This window comes from Enterococcus sp. DIV1315a (assembly GCF_051712325.1).
GTDB lineage: Bacteria > Bacillota > Bacilli > Lactobacillales > Enterococcaceae > Enterococcus > Enterococcus faecalis.
This window is the reverse complement of record NZ_JBIOOS010000001.1, coordinates 2,067,892-2,084,370: the sequence shown is the minus strand read 5'-3', so window position 1 is coordinate 2,084,370 and position 16,479 is coordinate 2,067,892. Positions and strand designations below refer to the sequence as shown.

Annotated in this window: 15 protein-coding genes; 11 read left to right on the top strand and 4 right to left on the bottom strand. The window is 37.6% G+C overall.

The features are described 5' to 3' along the window. Positions 1-11 precede the first annotated feature (11 nt). Complete coding sequence (gene pepF, locus IGJ03_RS09865) at positions 12-1,823, top strand: oligoendopeptidase F (RefSeq protein WP_375804574.1); 1,812 nt, start codon at positions 12-14, stop codon at positions 1,821-1,823. A 91-nt stretch (positions 1,824-1,914) separates the two neighbouring features. Here pepF and IGJ03_RS09860 read toward each other — a convergent pair whose 3' ends face one another. Together IGJ03_RS09860 and IGJ03_RS09855 are read right to left on the bottom strand one after the other, a co-directional pair. Then, a complete protein-coding gene (locus tag IGJ03_RS09860) occupies positions 1,915-2,574 on the bottom strand; it encodes a ClpXP adapter SpxH family protein (protein WP_375804575.1) in 660 nt (219 codons plus the stop codon). Between the two features lie 63 nt (positions 2,575-2,637). Beyond that, the gene (locus tag IGJ03_RS09855) at positions 2,638-3,216 is read right to left on the bottom strand and encodes a CYTH domain-containing protein (RefSeq protein ID WP_375804576.1); all 579 of its coding nucleotides are present in this window, start codon (positions 3,214-3,216) and stop codon (positions 2,638-2,640) included. Positions 3,217-3,412: 196 nt separating this feature from the next. On the opposite strand from IGJ03_RS09855, the gene IGJ03_RS09850 reads away from it, so the two are divergent. The 4 genes from IGJ03_RS09850 to mgtE are packed head-to-tail and all read left to right on the top strand — an operon-like array spanning position 3,413 to position 7,190. After that, entirely contained in the window at positions 3,413-4,087 is a 675-nt protein-coding gene (locus IGJ03_RS09850) for a GTP pyrophosphokinase (protein WP_002356484.1), read from the top strand. A gap of 12 nt (positions 4,088-4,099) precedes the next feature. Beyond that, positions 4,100-4,897, top strand: coding sequence for an NAD kinase (locus IGJ03_RS09845; protein WP_002356486.1), 798 nt, complete (start codon positions 4,100-4,102; stop codon positions 4,895-4,897). 7 nt (positions 4,898-4,904) lie between these two features. Further along, positions 4,905-5,798: an RluA family pseudouridine synthase gene (locus IGJ03_RS09840; protein ID WP_375804577.1), complete on the top strand. Its 894-nt coding sequence runs from the start codon at positions 4,905-4,907 to the stop codon at positions 5,796-5,798. A 30-nt stretch (positions 5,799-5,828) separates the two neighbouring features. Beyond that, entirely contained in the window at positions 5,829-7,190 is a 1,362-nt protein-coding gene (mgtE, locus tag IGJ03_RS09835; RefSeq protein ID WP_002362548.1) for a magnesium transporter, read from the top strand. A 117-nt stretch (positions 7,191-7,307) separates the two neighbouring features. Here mgtE and cutC read toward each other — a convergent pair whose 3' ends face one another. Then, on the bottom strand, positions 7,308-7,937 hold the full coding sequence (gene cutC / locus IGJ03_RS09830; RefSeq protein WP_010823105.1) for a copper homeostasis protein CutC: 630 nt from the start codon (positions 7,935-7,937) through the stop codon (positions 7,308-7,310). A gap of 129 nt (positions 7,938-8,066) precedes the next feature. Between cutC and IGJ03_RS09825 the strand changes: the two genes are divergently transcribed. The 4 genes from IGJ03_RS09825 (at position 8,067) to recD2 (ending at position 13,229) form a co-directional block, all read left to right on the top strand. Then, complete coding sequence (locus IGJ03_RS09825) at positions 8,067-8,912, top strand: methyltransferase domain-containing protein (protein WP_002362280.1); 846 nt, start codon at positions 8,067-8,069, stop codon at positions 8,910-8,912. A 313-nt stretch (positions 8,913-9,225) separates the two neighbouring features. Further along, positions 9,226-9,732 carry a tRNA (uridine(34)/cytosine(34)/5-carboxymethylaminomethyluridine(34)-2'-O)-methyltransferase TrmL gene (trmL, locus tag IGJ03_RS09820; RefSeq protein ID WP_002359567.1) on the top strand — a complete coding sequence of 169 codons (507 nt, stop codon included), beginning with the start codon at positions 9,226-9,228 and terminating at the stop codon, positions 9,730-9,732. Between the two features lie 216 nt (positions 9,733-9,948). Further along, positions 9,949-10,593, top strand: coding sequence for a histidine phosphatase family protein (locus IGJ03_RS09815; protein ID WP_425135940.1), 645 nt, complete (start codon positions 9,949-9,951; stop codon positions 10,591-10,593). A gap of 26 nt (positions 10,594-10,619) precedes the next feature. Beyond that, positions 10,620-13,229 carry an SF1B family DNA helicase RecD2 gene (gene recD2 / locus IGJ03_RS09810; protein ID WP_429861507.1) on the top strand — a complete coding sequence of 870 codons (2,610 nt, stop codon included), beginning with the start codon at positions 10,620-10,622 and terminating at the stop codon, positions 13,227-13,229. A 66-nt stretch (positions 13,230-13,295) separates the two neighbouring features. On the opposite strand, the gene IGJ03_RS09805 is transcribed toward recD2, so the two are convergent. Further along, positions 13,296-14,255 (bottom strand): diacylglycerol/lipid kinase family protein, encoded by a 960-nt coding sequence (locus IGJ03_RS09805; protein ID WP_002356498.1) that lies wholly within the window; start codon positions 14,253-14,255, stop codon positions 13,296-13,298. 262 nt (positions 14,256-14,517) lie between these two features. On the opposite strand from IGJ03_RS09805, the gene IGJ03_RS09800 reads away from it, so the two are divergent. Together IGJ03_RS09800 and IGJ03_RS09795 are read left to right on the top strand one after the other, a co-directional pair. Continuing rightward, a complete protein-coding gene (locus IGJ03_RS09800; protein ID WP_002356499.1) occupies positions 14,518-15,024 on the top strand; it encodes a QueT transporter family protein in 507 nt (168 codons plus the stop codon). 237 nt (positions 15,025-15,261) lie between these two features. Then, positions 15,262-16,467, top strand: a complete 1,206-nt coding sequence (locus IGJ03_RS09795; protein ID WP_010824834.1) for an aminoacyltransferase — start codon at positions 15,262-15,264, stop codon at positions 16,465-16,467. Positions 16,468-16,479 lie beyond the last annotated feature (12 nt).

The window sequence follows — 16,479 nt, the reverse complement described above, 5'->3', positions numbered from 1 at the left end:
GAGAGTAAACTATGAGCGAAATTAAACAATTACCAACACGTGATGAAGTTCCAACTCCATTGACTTGGGATTTAACCAAAATTTTTAAAGATGATGCTGCTTTTGATGTTGCGTATAATCAGTTGACAGAAGAGCTAAATCAAGCAGAATCATTTAAAGGTACCTTAGGGAATGGTGCAGAAGCTTTTCTAGCTGCGTTAGAATACGTTTTAGATGTCTATAGAAAAGTGGAAACATTATATGTCTATTCTCATTTAAAAAATGATCAAGACACTACAAATACAGCTTACCAAGCTTTATATGCCAGAGCTAGTTCTTTATATGCACAAGTTAGTGAAGCTGTTTCTTGGTTTGATCCAGAGGTTTTAACATTAAGTGATGAACAAATTTGGGGATATTTTGAAGAGCAGCCGAAATTAGCTGTTTATCGTCACTATATTCAAAATATTTTAGATGAACGTCCCCATGTTTTATCGATGGAACAAGAAGCTTTACTGGCGGGGGCTAGTGAAATTTTTGGTGCCTCAAGTAATACATTTTCAATTTTAAATAATGCAGACTTAGAATTTCCAACTGTGCAAAATGCTGAAGGCGAAACGATTCAACTTTCTCATGGCGTTTATGGTCAGTTAATGGAAAGTGTCGATCCATCTGTTCGTGAAGCAGCATTTAAAGGTTTGTACAAAGTGTACAAACAATTTAGAAATACATTAGCCTCAACTTTAGGTGCACATGTTAAAACGCATAATTATAAAGCAAAAATTAGAAATTATGATTCTGCTCGGGCAGCATCTTTAGCAAGTAATCATATCCCTGAAAGTGTTCACGAAACATTAGTAGCTGTAGTAAATAAACATTTACCTTTGCTACATCGTTATGTAAAATTAAGAAAAAAATTATTAAACGTAGAAAAATTACACATGTACGACTTGTATGCGCCTTTGCTAGGTGAAGCACCAATTCGTTACAGCTATGAAGAAGCAAAAGAAAAAGCAATTGAGGCTTTAAAACCACTAGGTGAAGACTATTTATCTATTGTTAAAGAAGCTTTTTCAAGTCGTTGGATTGATGTGATTGAAAATCAAGGAAAACGAAGTGGCGCATATTCTTCAGGAGCTTATGATACAGCCCCATACATTTTAATGAATTGGCATGATAGTTTGGATCAACTATTTACATTAGTCCATGAGATGGGCCATAGTGTTCATAGTTACTATACAAGAAATAATCAGCCGTATGTTTATGGCGACTATTCAATTTTCTTAGCTGAGATTGCTTCAACCACAAATGAAAATATTTTAACAGAATATTTATTACAAACAGAAACAGATCCTAAAGTACGTGCGTATGTCTTAAATCACTATTTAGACGGCTTTAAGGGAACCATTTTCCGTCAAACGCAATTTGCGGAATTTGAACATTTTATTCACACGGAAGATGCTAAAGGCACGCCATTAACAAGTGAATATTTAAGTGAGTATTATGGCGAGCTCAATGCTAAATATTATGGACCAGAAGTAGTTAGAGACGAAGAAATCAGTTACGAATGGGCGAGAATTCCACATTTTTATTACAATTACTATGTTTATCAATATGCAACTGGCTTCTCAGCCGCTTCGGCATTGTCTAAACATATTTTAGCTGGAGAAGAAGGAGCTTTAGAGAAGTACCTTAACTACTTGAAAGCAGGAAGTAGTGACTTCCCAATTGAAGTGATGAAAAAAGCGGGCGTGGATATGACACAAGCCGCGTATATCGAAGATGCAATGAAAGTTTTTGAAGAACGTTTAACGGAATTAGAAGCTTTGGTTGAAAAATTATAGACAAAGAAGTGGGATATAAGTCGAAATGACTTATATCCCACTTTTTAACTCTTAAGATAATTGGTTAACAGCTTTCGTCGCAGCATCTTTTTTATAATAAATGTAAATGTCCATTTGGAAAATGATAATTGGAGCGACGTTTAAATTCAAAGGTTGCGTCACCATGGTTCAGCAACGGTTCGTTATGTGGATGGACACGACAAAGTTGTTTAATTTCATCCATGTTTTCAAAATTTTCGACTAAAATGCCGAAATCGTTCTCGCAAGTATAGTTGTAAACGACTGCGGTAGGATGTTGTTTAATCCCCATTTCTCGAGCAACTTTTTGGTCGGTTTGGAAAGATTCTTTGACAAAATCGGATTGTCGGTCTTTACGATACATATCAATATCCCCGCCGGCCGCTAGAAGTAGTTCTTCTGATAACTCAGGAGAGTAAGCTAGACCGTCTTCAGCTACTGCTTTTTGTAAGCCAATCAACAATTTTCGGCCTTTTTTTCGGCCTTGTAACTGTGCTGCTTTATAGTCAAGAGCGGCTGAGTATAAATCTTCAAAAATTCGATTCCGTCGTTTAATGTCATTAATCGGAATATGTTGACGACTCAAAAATTCATTGATCGTTTTCATGTTTAATAAAGGAATAAAGCGCAATTGTATTTTCTTCTTGTCGTTAACAGACAATTGTATAATTTCTTTTTCAATTTCTAAACAGACGCCGCCTAAAGGATTGACGAACAAATAAATTTCAACCATTCATACTTCCTCCAATGCCATGCTTTTTCAAATACAGGTGCCAGAACGTCAGTGCTTCGAATACTAAGGGGCAGTGGTCCGCATCATGCGTTGAATCTTGTTAGGTGCAAGCGTAATGGGAATGTTCAAATCAGCCATTAATGTTTGAAACGCTTGCTTGCCGCTTTCAGCTTCAGTAACTTCTAACTCTAATTCAAAATCGTGCTGTTGGTTATACCAACTTTCGTCTAACGCAAGTAGTCCTTGAGGAATTTGTTTTTCTGCACGTGCTGTTTTTAATGAACCAATTAAATGAATCGAGGCGATTTCAATACCTAATTCTTGTAATTTCTTCGCCACAGCCCCCTCGGTAGGGAGTTGATTCTTTTTGATAAAGTGGTTCGCCGTCTCAAGCGATAAAGGGTCATTGATTTCTAATAATCCTTCTGGCGCAGGAACTTTTAAGGTTAACTCACCACGATCTGCTAATACGCGAATTCTTAAGCCCATTCGTTGTGCTTTTAATTGAAAATCGTCCGTATCAAAATAATGATTTGTTTGCGTAAAAAAGTCCGTTTTTTGAATAGAAAAATGGTCGATTAATCGTTTGAAATCTTGCGGACTAACTAATGTTTTAAATTCAATTTCTAAGTGCTCACTCATGGGGTTCTCTCTCTTTCTTAAATCACTCCAATTTTCACATATTATATAGGTTTCCGTCAAGAAAAGTGGTCTTCTCTGTGAAAATTTTTTCTAATGAAAGGCGTTTGGAAATCAAATAGCGAATAACACCCTATTTTAGGAAGGACTGTGGTAAAATAATCAGTGAATGAAATTCAAGGAAATTGAGGGATCTACCATGGAACGAGAGTGGGAGCTGTTTTTAGCGCCATATGAACAGGCGGTCAGCGAATTAAAAGTAAAACTACGAGGTATTCGTAAACAATTTCGGGAGCAAGATAAACACATACCAATTGAATTCGTTACAGGACGTGTGAAACCAGTAGATAGTATTTTGACAAAGACGGCTATTCGGCATATTCCTTTAAATCGGATTGAAGAAGAAATGCAAGACATTGCTGGTTTGCGGATTATGTGCCAATTTGTGGAAGACATTTACCAGGTAGTCGCACTTTTAAGAAATCGTAAAGACTTAAAAATTGTGGAAGAACGGGACTACATTGAAAATAAAAAAGAAAGTGGCTATCGTTCGTACCATGTGGTGGTGGAATATCCTGTGCAATTAGTCACCGGGGAAAAGATTATTTTGGCCGAAATCCAAATTCGGACACTTTCCATGAATTTTTGGGCAACGATTGAACATTCTTTGAATTATAAATATCAAGGTGTCTTTCCTGAAGAAATGAAAGAACGCCTTCAGCGAGCGGCAGAGGCAGCCTATTTATTAGATGAAGAAATGTCATCTATTCGTGAAGAAATTCAAGAAGCACAACATTACTTCTCTCATGGCCGTGGATTGCTAGAAAACGAATACTATAAGCAAATTAAAAATGAAACACCAGAAAATCAGTAAAGGAGTCTGCTTATGAAAGTGGCGATTGTTCATAACTCGGAAGAAAAATCGAAACAAGTCACAAAACAACTGACAACACTATTAGAGCAAAACCAAATTCAAATAGACAATCGTCAACCTGAACTTGTGATTTCAGTCGGCGGAGATGGTACGCTTCTTTCCGCTTTTCATCGATTTAATCATCTGTTAAACGAAGTAAGTTTCTTAGGTGTACATACCGGACACTTGGGTTTCTATACAGATTGGCGTGATTATGAATTAAAAGAACTAGTTGAAAGTTTATGTATTCATCGTGAAAAAAGTACGAGTTATCCATTATTAGATGTGCGGATTCGGTTTAGAGATGGGAAACCAGATAAACATTTTTTAGCATTAAATGAATCGACAATTAAACGAGGAAACCGGACGATGGTGGGCGATGTGTTTATTAAAGACGAACTGTTTGAACGATTTCGTGGTGATGGGTTGTCGATTTCGACCCCAACCGGCTCTACTGCGTATAATAAAAGTATTGGTGGAGCTGTTTTGCATCCTAGCATTAATGCGTTTCAGTTAACCGAAATCGCCTCCTTAAACAATCGTGTCTTTCGAACATTGGGGTCACCGATTGTAATCGCACATACGGAGTGGCTGGAGATTAAATTACAGGAAAGTGATGATTATTTTGTCACGGTGGACCAATTAGATATTTATCAAGAAAATATCGCTTCCGTCTGCTATCGAATTGCAGACGAACGGATTCATTTTGCCTCTTATCGGCACATGCATTTTTGGCATCGAGTGAAAGATGCCTTTATTGGTGAGGATTAATTAAACGATGGAATTTCAATGGACATATGACAAAGAAACAACACAACAAGTGAAATATTTTTTAAAGGAACAAGGTGTTTCAAAAGGGTTATTAGCAAAGGTGAAATTTCAGGGCGGTAAAATTCAAGTGAATGGGACCGTTCAAAATGTCATCTATCCTTTACAAACTGGCGATGTCGTTAAAATGACGATTCCAGATGAAGCGGAACATGAGACATTATTAACAGATGATGAACCGATTGAAATTGTGTTTGAAGATGATCATTTTTTAGTAGTTAATAAGCCTTCTGGCATTGCCTCGATACCTGCTCAGTATCATCCTTCAGGAACGATGGCGAATCGTGTTAAGGGCTATTACAAGCGTCAAAATTACGTGAATCAAGTTATTCATGTCGTGACTCGTTTAGATCGAGATACTTCTGGGCTGATGTTATTTGCGAAACACGGCTTTGCTCATGCTTTAATTGACCAAGAATTACGAGAAAAAAAGGTGACAAAAATTTATTATGCCCTTGTTGGTGGAGCGATTGAGCAGTTAAGCGAGCATCAATTGATTGAAAAGCCAATTGGGCGCGACTTGTCCTCTTTATTAAAACGCCAAGTTATCGAAACAGGTCAATTTGCTAGTACAGAATATTGGCTCGCAAAAAGAGGAGCCCAAGCAGCAGCTGTGCGCATTCAGCTCCATACAGGACGAACACACCAAATTCGGGTACATTTTGAAGCAATTGGCTGTTCATTGTTAGGGGATGAGATGTATCATGGAAAGATGGATCAAGGAATTGAGCGGCAAGCGTTGCATTGCATGGAACTAATTTTTACTCATCCTTTTACCAAAGAAACGGTTCATCTGATTTCCCCACTAGCGGAGGATATGAAAAGTGTAGATGATACGTTATAATAATAAAGAGGCAGGAGGGGAAAGTGTAAGATGAATGAAGGCCAAGAAATGGAAGAGCAATTTGCCCTTCTTTTAGAAACGCTAAAAAATCAACAAATGAACGAATTTCGTGAGCTATTTTTAGCGTTACACATTTATGAACAAGGACAATTTTACCAATCGTTAGATGAAAAAGACCGACAACATTTATACAATTACCTATCTCCGAAAGAACTAGCGGATATGTTTGATGTTATCGAAGAAGATAATGAGAATATGAAAGATTATTTAGCTGAAATGCGTCCAAGTTATGCAGCCGATATGTTAGCTGAGATGTATACCGATAATGCGGTGGATTTACTAAATATGTTAGATAAGAGTCAAAAGGCGAAATATCTTAGTTTGTTAAGTAGTGAAGAAGCAGGCGAAATTAAAGAGTTACTTCATTACGAAGATGAAACTGCTGGGGCGATTATGACCACCGAATTTGTTTCGATTGTGGCGAATCAAACAGTGCGTTCTGCGATGTACGTCTTAAAGAATCAAGCGGACATGGCGGAAACAATCTATTACGTTTACGTAGTCGACCAAGAAAATCATTTAGTCGGCGTTATTTCGTTGCGGGATTTAATTGTTAATGATGATGATACCTTGATTGCTGATATTTTGAATGAACGGGTTATTTCAGTTCATGTTGGCGATGACCAAGAAGATGTCGCGCAAACAATTCGTGACTATGACTTCTTGGCTGTGCCAGTTACAGATTATGATGATCATTTGTTGGGGATTGTAACAGTTGATGATATTATTGATGTTATCGATGATGAGGCCGCTAGCGATTACTCTGGTTTAGCCGGGGTCGACGTTGAAGAAGTTAGTGAGAACCCTTTAAAAGCCGCTTCTAAACGATTACCTTGGTTAATTACGCTGCTGTTTTTAGGGATGTCTACGGCCTCGTTAATCAGTAATTATGAGTCGTTAGTTAGCGAAGCGAGTATTTTAGCCGTTTTTATTTCTTTAATTACCGGAACAGCCGGCAATGCCGGAACACAATCATTGGCGGTCGCGGTACGCCGTTTGGCTATGAAAGATGAAAAGGATAGTAATTTTGGTCGCTTAATCTTAAGTGAAGTGCTCACGGGACTAGTGACGGGAGCTGTGACAGGTTTAACCATTATGATTGTGGTTGGCGTGTGGCAACATAATCTTCCGCTTGGATTTGTGATTGGGATGGCAATGCTCTGTGCAATTACTGTGGCTAATTTAGCAGGGAGTTTAATCCCAATGTTAATGGATAAATTAGGGTTTGATCCCGCAGTTGCCAGTGGTCCGTTTATTACTACCTTAAGTGATTTAACCAGTGTATTAATTTATTTCAATATTGCCAGCATGTTTATGCGTTATTTTGTTTAAAAAATTGCACTTATTTATCATGAGACTAAGGTAAAAGGATTCGTTGGTTTGCTTGAAATCAAAAAAGTGAGATAGCCGTTAATACGACGGCTATCTCACTTTTTTAGATACAAGAAATTAAACAATTTTTGTGCCATGGACTTCTGTGACTTTTAAAGTGTCCATCACAGTTTGAACGTTTTCTGTGGAAATACCGCCACCTGGTAAAATAAGAATCCGTTGATCTGCGTAGGCAATTAATTCTTTTAAATGATTAAAGTTGTCTTCGATAGGGGTACCAGCTGGCCCGCCATGAGTTAAAATACGCGTCACACCACGCTCAGCTAACCAGTCAATCGCCTTAAATTGGTTTTCTTTCGACAAGGCATCAAAAGCCATATGGAAAGTGATTTGCAAGCCTTCAGCTGTTTCAATGAATAAGTCCAAAGCTTCTTCATCTAACCAACCGTCTTCAGTTAAACAGCCAATAACAATGCCGTCGGTTCCTAATTTCTTTGCTTCGATTAAATCGGTATGCATAATTTTTAATTCAATATCATTATAGACAAAATTGCCGCCACGAGGACGAATGATTGTCATCACTGGTACAGAATGTTCGCCAGCGTATGCTAAGACTTCTTCAATAACACCAGTACTTGGCGTCGTTCCACCCACGGCTAAGTTATCGCATAATTCGATGCGATTCGCACCTTTTTGAATGGCTTGGGGAATCTTAGTGAAATTTTCGGCACAGAATTCTTTAATCATTTCTTATCGCTCCTTGCTTTTTCTTCACAGGCATTGTACCATAATTCTGCTTACTACCATAGCCCTGAAAAAAAGAGTGCAACTTTTTATAAGAGAAAATGTTCATTTAATGAACGTAAGGAGTTTTAAATGTTAAAGAAAATTGAACGAGCACAACAATTATTGAAAAAAGAAGCAGCCGTATTTCGCTGTCCAACTTGTCATGAACCAATGCATGTAGAAGGGGTTGGTCTGATTTGTCAACAGAGGCATCAATTTGATTTATCCAAGAAAGGCACGCTATACTTTCTAAATCATGGCGTTCAGACAGAATATAATAAAAAAATGTTTACTTCTCGAGGAAAAATGATTCAAAGTGGCATGTACGCGCCTGTTTTAAACAAAATTATGCACTATCTTCCTCAAAATAAAACAGTAGTCGATGTTGGTTGTGGTGAAGGGAGTTTTCTAGCTGAGTTAAGTCAAGCAGGCTTATCTGGACTGAAAATCGGGTTTGATTTATCAAAGGAAGGAATCTATTTAGCAAGTAATCAGCCAATTGATGCGTTTTGGTGTGTGGCGGATTTAACGAATTTGCCATTTGCGAATGAAGGGCTTGATACGATTTTGAATATTTTTTCTCCTTCACATTATCAAGAATTTCGGCGAGTACTAAAAGCTGACGGGACTGTGATTAAAATTATTCCTGAAGAGAATTACTTAAAGGAATTACGAGCGGCTTTTTATCCCAATGACGAAAAGAAACAAAGTTATTCCAATCAAAAAGTAGTCCAACGTTTTGCCGAGGAATTAGCAGTGGAAGTAGATGAACGAATAACTTATTGCTTTGACATTCCCGAGGAAAGACGGTTGGATTTATTAGAAATGTCGCCATTAGAGTGGCAAGTTTCTCAAGAAGTTAAAGCCGAGCTACAACAGCGACCGTTGGAAAAAATTACGATTGACGTCCGCTTGTTAGTAGGTCGTAAAAGATAGACTTTTTTGTGAAGAAAATCCTAAAAAAGTCTTGCAATAAAGTGACATTGGTGTTATATTACTTACAAGTTGTTTTTTCATTGGTTTTTATCAGGGTCCTGTTCTGATAAAAGTTAGTGAAGAGACCTTCACTAACGTAACGACTCGCCGTGCTAGACACCGAGACGGTACGTTTTTTTTTATTGGTTAGAATAGCTGCCGCCTGACATCATCGCGTCATGCGGTTTTTTTTTGAAAATAAGTATTGTGGGCGCTATTTATTTTGAATTTATGCTAAAATGAACACGATTGATATTTGAGGAGCTGAAGATAGTTGACGAACCATATTGTTTTATTTGAACCACAAATTCCAGCAAATACTGGAAATATTGCACGGACATGTGCAGCGACGAATGCACCGTTGCATTTAATTGAACCTTTAGGATTTTCAACAGATGATAAACACTTAAAACGTGCTGGATTAGATTATTGGAATGATGTAAATATTACGTATCATAAAGATTTGGCAGCCTTTTTAGCCCATGTGGCAGGCAAACACTTGCATTTAGTAACCAAATTTGCTCACCAAACATACAGCGAGGTTAATTATAATGATGGCGAGGACCATTATTTCCTTTTTGGAAAAGAAACAACGGGCTTACCAGAAACGTTTATGCGAGAAAACGAAGAAAAGTGTATCCGAATTCCTATGAATGATGAACATGTGCGCTCATTGAATCTTTCTAACACTGCCGCACTAATTGTTTATGAAGCCTTACGTCAGCAAAATTTTCCGAACTTAGAACTGACGCATCATTATGAAAATGATAAATTGGATTAAAAAAAGTTAAGACAGTAGCGCTTTTTTCAAAAATGTCAGAAGAAAGTGGTTTTATTTTTACTGTTGCCAAATTTTCAAGCCTAGAACAAAAAACAATTTAGATTTTTGTTCTAGGCTTATTTTGCTTGGATTACTAGAAACTTCCATGGATATTTTCGCAGGGAAGTGATAAACTAGAAAGACATATGAAGAGATAAAGAAGTTTGGAGAAGTTACATGAAATTATATTTTACACGACATGGAAAAACTGAATGGAATCAACAGAAACGATTTCAAGGAATGACAGGAGATTCGCCGTTATTACCAACTAGTTATGACGAAATTAAACAATTAGGCCAATATTTACAAGATATTCCGTTTGAAAAAATTTATTCTAGTCCGCTATTACGTGCCAAAAATACTGCGCGGGGAATTCAACAAGAATTGAATCATCCAGTTGAAATTGTTTATACAGATACCTTAAAAGAATTAGGTTTAGGTCGTCTAGAAGGACAATATATTGAAGAAATGCGTAATTTTTATGGAGAAGAATTAGATCATTTACGGCATCGTTTAGATTTGTATGATCCAACAATTTTTGATGGTGAACCAATCGAGCAAGCGATTCAACGGATTTCAGAAACAGTTGCTGAAGCGGCGAAGCAGCACGAAGGTCCAGTTCTATTTGTCGGACACGGAGCAGCCCTGACAGCGGCAATCCAAGCGATGGCTGGTAAACCATTATCAGAATTACGGACAATGGGCGGGCTGTTAAACAATAGCCTTTCAATCCTTGAAACCAAAGAGGCATCAAGGAACCTGCCGTACGACTTAACGTTATGGAATGATACGTCTTTTTTAGCTAAAGAAAAAGCACAATAAGCGCACAACAGAAAGGAGGGCTTGTAGTGGTAACACTTTTTGGTGAGGACGAAGAAAAAGCCTTTATTGTTGGGACTGTACAAGCAATCTTTTTTGAAAATCCCAGTAATTTTTATAAAGTCGTTCTTGTAAATGTGACCGATACAAATACAGATTATTTAGAAAAAGAAATTGTAGTAACTGGAAGTTTTGGCCAAGTTCAAGAAGAGGAACCCTATCGTTTCTTTGGTCATTTTGTGGACCATCCTCGTTATGGCAGACAGTTTCAGGTGGATAGTTATCAGCAAGAAAGACCGACTTCGGCTAGTGGGGTGGTTAACTATTTATCAAGTGACAAATTTCCTGGCATTGGTAAACGAACAGCTGAAAAAATTGTTGAAGTATTAGGGGAAAGTGCGATTGACCGAATTATTGATGACCCGAGTGTTTTGGAAGAAGTTACTGTTTTAAATGAAAAAAAACGTCAAGTAATCGTCGAAACAATTCGCTTGAATCACGGGATGGAGCAAGTGATTGTGGGACTAAATCGATACGGCTTTGGTAGTCAGTTAGCTTTTTCAATTTATCAAACTTATCAAGAAGAAACCCTTTCTGTGATTCAAGAAAATCCTTATCAGTTAGTTGAAGATATTGAGGGAGTCGGATTTAAACGAGCGGACAATATTGCTGAACAAATCGGCATTCAGGCGGATTCTGCTGTTCGAATTCGAGCGGCGATTTTACATGAAGTGTTTGAGCACTCCATTCGCTCAGGCAATACGTATGTTCAAGCAGATGTTTTGTTAGAAGAAGCGATTCGGACCTTGGAAGCAAGTCGCCCAGTGGAAATCTCACCTGATCAAGTGGCCAATGAAATCATTACGTTAGTCGAACATGGAAAAATCCAACAAGAAGAGACTAAACTTTTTGAGAACAGTCTCTATTTTTCTGAATGGGGCATTGGTACTTCGATTCAGCGTTTACTTTCTCGTAAAAAAGAAATTCATTATGAGGAAGAAGAAGTCCAAAAAAATATCCGAATGATTGAGAAACGTTTAAATATTCAGTATGGCGACTCGCAACAAGCAGCGATTGAAGAAGCGATTAAATCACCGTTATTTATTTTAACTGGAGGGCCCGGAACAGGGAAAACAACTGTTATTAATGGGATTGTCTCGTTGTTTGCGGAACTAAATGGTCTTTCATTAGATCTCAAAGACTATACGCAGGAGATGTTTCCAATCTTGCTAGCGGCGCCAACTGGGCGAGCAGCGAAACGTATGAACGAAACGACAGGTTTACCTGCAAGTACCATCCACCGTTTGTTAGGCTTGACAGGTCGTGAAAAAAATCCGAGTTTAACCGCCAAAGAATTAGAAGGTGGTTTGCTAATTGTAGATGAAATGTCAATGGTGGATACTTGGTTAGCCAATACATTATTAAAAGCTATTCCGACAAACATGCAAGTGATTTTTGTTGGTGATAAGGATCAGCTACCGTCTGTCGGTCCAGGTCAAGTCTTACATGACTTATTGCAAATTAACGAAATTCCCAAATGTGAGCTAAACGAAATTTATCGTCAAGGAGACGGTTCAAGTATTATTCCTCTTGCCCATGAAATTAAAGAAGGAAAGTTGCCTATTGATTTTCAAAAAAATCAAAAGGATCGCTCGTTTTTTGCAAGTGATATTGGTCATATCGAAGAATACATTCGACAAATCGTCACAAAGGCAAAAGCAAAAGGGTTTACGCCACAAGATATCCAAGTTTTAGCGCCAATGTATCGTGGCGCAGCCGGCATTGATGCCTTGAATAAGATGATGCAAGAAATCTTCAATCCAAATGATGGTAAGAAAAAAGAAGTCAAATGGAATGACACCGTCTATCGGATCGGGGACAAAGTTTTGCAACTAGTCAATACGCCAGAATTAAATGTGTTCAATGGAGATATGGGAGAAGTCGTCGGAATTACTTTAGCCAAAGACTCAGAGGACAAAGTGGACGAGTTGGTTTTACAGTTTGATAATAATGAAGTAACGTATAAAAGAAATGAATGGAATAAAATTACGCTATCGTATTGTTGTTCGATTCATAAAGCGCAAGGTAGTGAATTCCGCATGGTGTTACTGCCAATGGTTCATCAGTATAGCCGAATGCTGCAACGAAATTTGCTGTATACAGCAGTGACACGTAGTAAAGAATTATTAATTCTACTAGGTGAGGTTTCTGCTTTTGAAACATGTGTCAAAAACGAATCGGCTAGTCGCATGACGATGCTAAAAGAACGAATCGTGAACGCAGAACAAATGACCTTAACGACTAGAACTCAGTTAGAAGCCTATGAAGAAGGTTTAACGGCAGACCATCCATTTACTGAAAAGGAAACAAAAGCTGTCTCTTATGAAACTGAACAGCAATCAACGAAAGCCGATCAGATCAAAGAAACAGACGAGCAATTAGTTGACACAACGGTACAAGAAGTTTCACTATTTGCTGATGAAGGGGAAGAGTCAACCCCAGAAACAGCAAATAAAGCGACAAAAGTTGTCGAAGAATCATTACCAAAAGAACCACGACTAACAGTCGAAATTATTCAAACAAATGCTGTTGATCCAATGATTGGAATGAAGGATACGACGCCTTATCAATTTATGTGAGAAAAGGAAAGAGTGCCATAAGTCGTTTTGACTTATGGCACTCTTTTTCAACCTTAAGGGACTCAGTTAAAACCAAAACAAACGTTTTTGTGTGGTATAAACCATATCAATACTTCGTTTGCCTAAAATCTCGCCATCTGCGTGAATGGTTTGTGGAATCGTCGAAACAATTCGAATTTTACTTGATTGAAAATGATGAAAATGTTTAGATTTCCCTTGTTTTTGGCGAAGCAATAGGAAAATAAGCCACAAAATTTTAAAAATATTGATTCGTTCCACGACAACTAAGTCCACGACTGCTTTGCGAGGATTGGCCGTCGGCATAATTGATACGCCCCCGCCAAAATAAGGATGATTTGTGACCGTACATAGGAAAGCACGATTAAATGTGTATTGTTTACCATTCATTTCAACTAAAATTGGAAAACCTTTTTGTTTAAAAAAGACATGAATGATTGAAGAAATATAGGAAAGCGAGCCAAGCTTAAATTTATTTAAGGCTTTTTTTGATGACGATTCGTTGGTTTTTTCCACGATTGCCGCATCCAACCCTAAGCCAACATTATTGGTGGCTAAGCCGATTTCTTCTTGGTTGGCTTCTACATAATGAATTGTTTGAATTTCTTTTGGTCGTCTGGTGCGCAGGATTTGATGCAATGCTTTATCAATATTTCTTGATAATCCCACCCCTCGTGCAAAATCATTTCCAGAGCCGCATGGAATATAGCTTAAAGGAATAGCTGAATCATATGGAAGTAATGAATTAATGACATTATGTAGGGTGCCATCGCCGCCTAGCACGACTAGGATTGGAAAAGTTGAAACGTCTAAGTCTTCAGACCAAGGAAGTAAAGTTGTTTCTGCAAGTTCCTTCGTCAATTCTTTTTCATGTCCAGCGTAATCAGTGTAAAGAGCCGTATATTTAAGTTCTTGTTGCTTGAGTTGTTGAATCACTTTTCTAGCGACTTTTCGGCCATTGCCGCTACTTGCCTGCTCGTTGATAATAAGATAGTAGTGAATGTTCATTGAGCTCCTCCTTTGAATCGCTATTGTCCATTATACCAGAGGGAGGAACTTCTGCGAATAAAGATTGCTTAAAAAAGTAAAAAATGACTAGAAAAAGGCACGAAACAATGCATGAGAGGTGAAAACTGCAAATAAGTGCAAAGTAAAACAGGGCTTTCATTGACTATTTTGACTTTCCATATTAGAATGTGAACTGTTGCAATTGTAACCAAGGTTCATCAACCATCCCTTGTAAAAAAACTCGGAGAAAGAAGGAAAAAGTATGCAAAATTCGTTTCAAGCCAATCGAAAGCTAAGAACAGTCTTAGCCAATGGTATCATTATGGGCTTATATATTGTCCTCTCTTTATTGGTTCGGCCAGTTTCTTCTGGTATGATTCAATTTAGAATTTCAGAAAGTTTGAATCACCTAGTCGTTTTCAATCGCAAATTGATGTGGGGTGTTTTAGGCGGCGTTATCTTTTTTAACTTATTTTTTGGTTTCGGTGTAATGGATGCTCTGTTTGGTGGAGCGCAAACATTATTTGCGTTGAGCTTAACAGCTTTTTTACAAAAAAAGGTACCAAGTATTCCTGTTAGAATGTGTCTAAATAGTCTATTTTTCACTGTAAGTATGTTTTTTATTGCCTTTATGCTAGTACCAAGTGGCGGTCAAGCATTTTGGACAACTTATGGTTGGTTAGCATTAAGTGAAGCGATTATTATGACGATTTCAGCACCAATCATGTATTTTATCAACAAGTCATTAAAATTTGAAACACGTATTTAATTGAAAAGATGTGGATAGAAATGATTCATCCTTTGAATGGCAGTGAAGAAAAGTGTCGTTGCTATTAGTGAACTAAGTGATAGAATGAACTGTTTCTACCTCGTCTTTTTTACATAAAGAATAAGATCTACATTTTTTCTAAAAATTTTCATGTAAAACTTTACTAGTCTGTTGGAATACACTATGATAGTGTAAGATAAACGGACTATTGGAAAGTCACAGCAGAGGAGTTTGAACATGTACACATTTAAAATCGGTATTCCGGCAGAAGTACACGATACATTTGTTAAAAACCACCCATTATGTAATTTACTACAGTCATCTTCATGGGCAAAAGTCAAGGATAACTGGGGTTCTGAAATTGTTGGGGTTTATGAAAAGGATACATTAGTCGCATCAAGTTTAGTTTTAATCAAACCATTACCAGCCGGTTTTACGATGTTATATACACCAAGAGGTCCAGTAATGGACTATACAAATGAACGTTTGGTCAGCTACTTTATGGCTGAATTGAAAAAATTTGGCAAGAAAAAACGAGCTTTATTTATAAAAATGGATCCAGCGGTTCACTATCAAGATTTTCATTTGGGAGAAGAACATCAACCGCATGCTGAAGCGACAGCTATTATTGAGACCTTGAAAAAAGCAGGGGCCAAATATCAAGGACTGACAATGGATATGGGGGCCACCATCCAGCCCCGCTTCCAAGCGAATATTTATCGTAAAGATTTTAGTGAGGAACAATTGTCAAAAAGCACCAAGAAAATGATTAAAACAGCTGAAAAAAAAGGGGTCGTTGTGCAGCAAGGGCATGTTGACTTTGTTGATGAATTTGAAAAAGTCATTCAATCAACCATGGAACGCCAACATATTTCTTTGCGGAATAGTGATTACTTTAAGAAGCTGTTGAACATTTACCCAGAAGACTCCTTTATTATGCTGGCGCAAGTCAATTTAAAGGAACGCTTAGATAGCACGCGACAACGCTATGACAAAAATCAAAAAGACTTGAGTAATTTGAAAGAAAATCAAGTGAAAAAGCGCCATAATTTAGAAGAATTAGATGCTTCCTTGACTCGGGAACTAAAAGAATTAGAAGAAAATATCGCAGAAGCTGGTGAAATCGTCACGGTTGCTGGCGCCTTGGCTGTGACATTTGGTCCAACAAGTGAAATCCTTTATGCTGGCTTAGATGATCGTTATAAACGCTACATGCCAACATATGTGACTTGGCGAGATGCCATTCAAGAATGTTTTAACCGTGGCTGCGAAAGCTGTAATATGGGCGGCTTAGAAGGTAGTTTAAATGATGGCTTAATTAAGTTTAAAGCGAACTTCAACCCAACGATTAATGAATTTATTGGGGAATTCGATTTACCGGTTAATAAATTATTATTTAAAGCCAGTGAATATGCCTATAAATTACGAAAACAAAAAAAATAAATAAAAAACACA

Bases quoted from the DNA above. Each gene is read 5' to 3' on its own strand.
- pepF (WP_375804574.1), top strand. From the start codon at position 12: ATGAGCGAAATTAAACAATTACCAACACGTGATGAAGTTCCAACTCCA.
- IGJ03_RS09860 (WP_375804575.1), bottom strand. From the start codon at position 2,574: ATGGTTGAAATTTATTTGTTCGTCAATCCTTTAGGCGGCGTCTGTTTA.
- IGJ03_RS09855 (WP_375804576.1), bottom strand. From the start codon at position 3,216: ATGAGTGAGCACTTAGAAATTGAATTTAAAACATTAGTTAGTCCGCAA.
- IGJ03_RS09850 (WP_002356484.1), top strand. From the start codon at position 3,413: ATGGAACGAGAGTGGGAGCTGTTTTTAGCGCCATATGAACAGGCGGTC.
- IGJ03_RS09845 (WP_002356486.1), top strand. From the start codon at position 4,100: ATGAAAGTGGCGATTGTTCATAACTCGGAAGAAAAATCGAAACAAGTC.
- IGJ03_RS09840 (WP_375804577.1), top strand. From the start codon at position 4,905: ATGGAATTTCAATGGACATATGACAAAGAAACAACACAACAAGTGAAA.
- mgtE (WP_002362548.1), top strand. From the start codon at position 5,829: ATGAATGAAGGCCAAGAAATGGAAGAGCAATTTGCCCTTCTTTTAGAA.
- cutC (WP_010823105.1), bottom strand. From the start codon at position 7,937: ATGATTAAAGAATTCTGTGCCGAAAATTTCACTAAGATTCCCCAAGCC.
- IGJ03_RS09825 (WP_002362280.1), top strand. From the start codon at position 8,067: ATGTTAAAGAAAATTGAACGAGCACAACAATTATTGAAAAAAGAAGCA.
- IGJ03_RS09815 (WP_425135940.1), top strand. From the start codon at position 9,949: ATGAAATTATATTTTACACGACATGGAAAAACTGAATGGAATCAACAG.
- IGJ03_RS09805 (WP_002356498.1), bottom strand. From the start codon at position 14,255: ATGAACATTCACTACTATCTTATTATCAACGAGCAGGCAAGTAGCGGC.
- IGJ03_RS09800 (WP_002356499.1), top strand. From the start codon at position 14,518: ATGCAAAATTCGTTTCAAGCCAATCGAAAGCTAAGAACAGTCTTAGCC.
- IGJ03_RS09795 (WP_010824834.1), top strand. From the start codon at position 15,262: ATGTACACATTTAAAATCGGTATTCCGGCAGAAGTACACGATACATTT.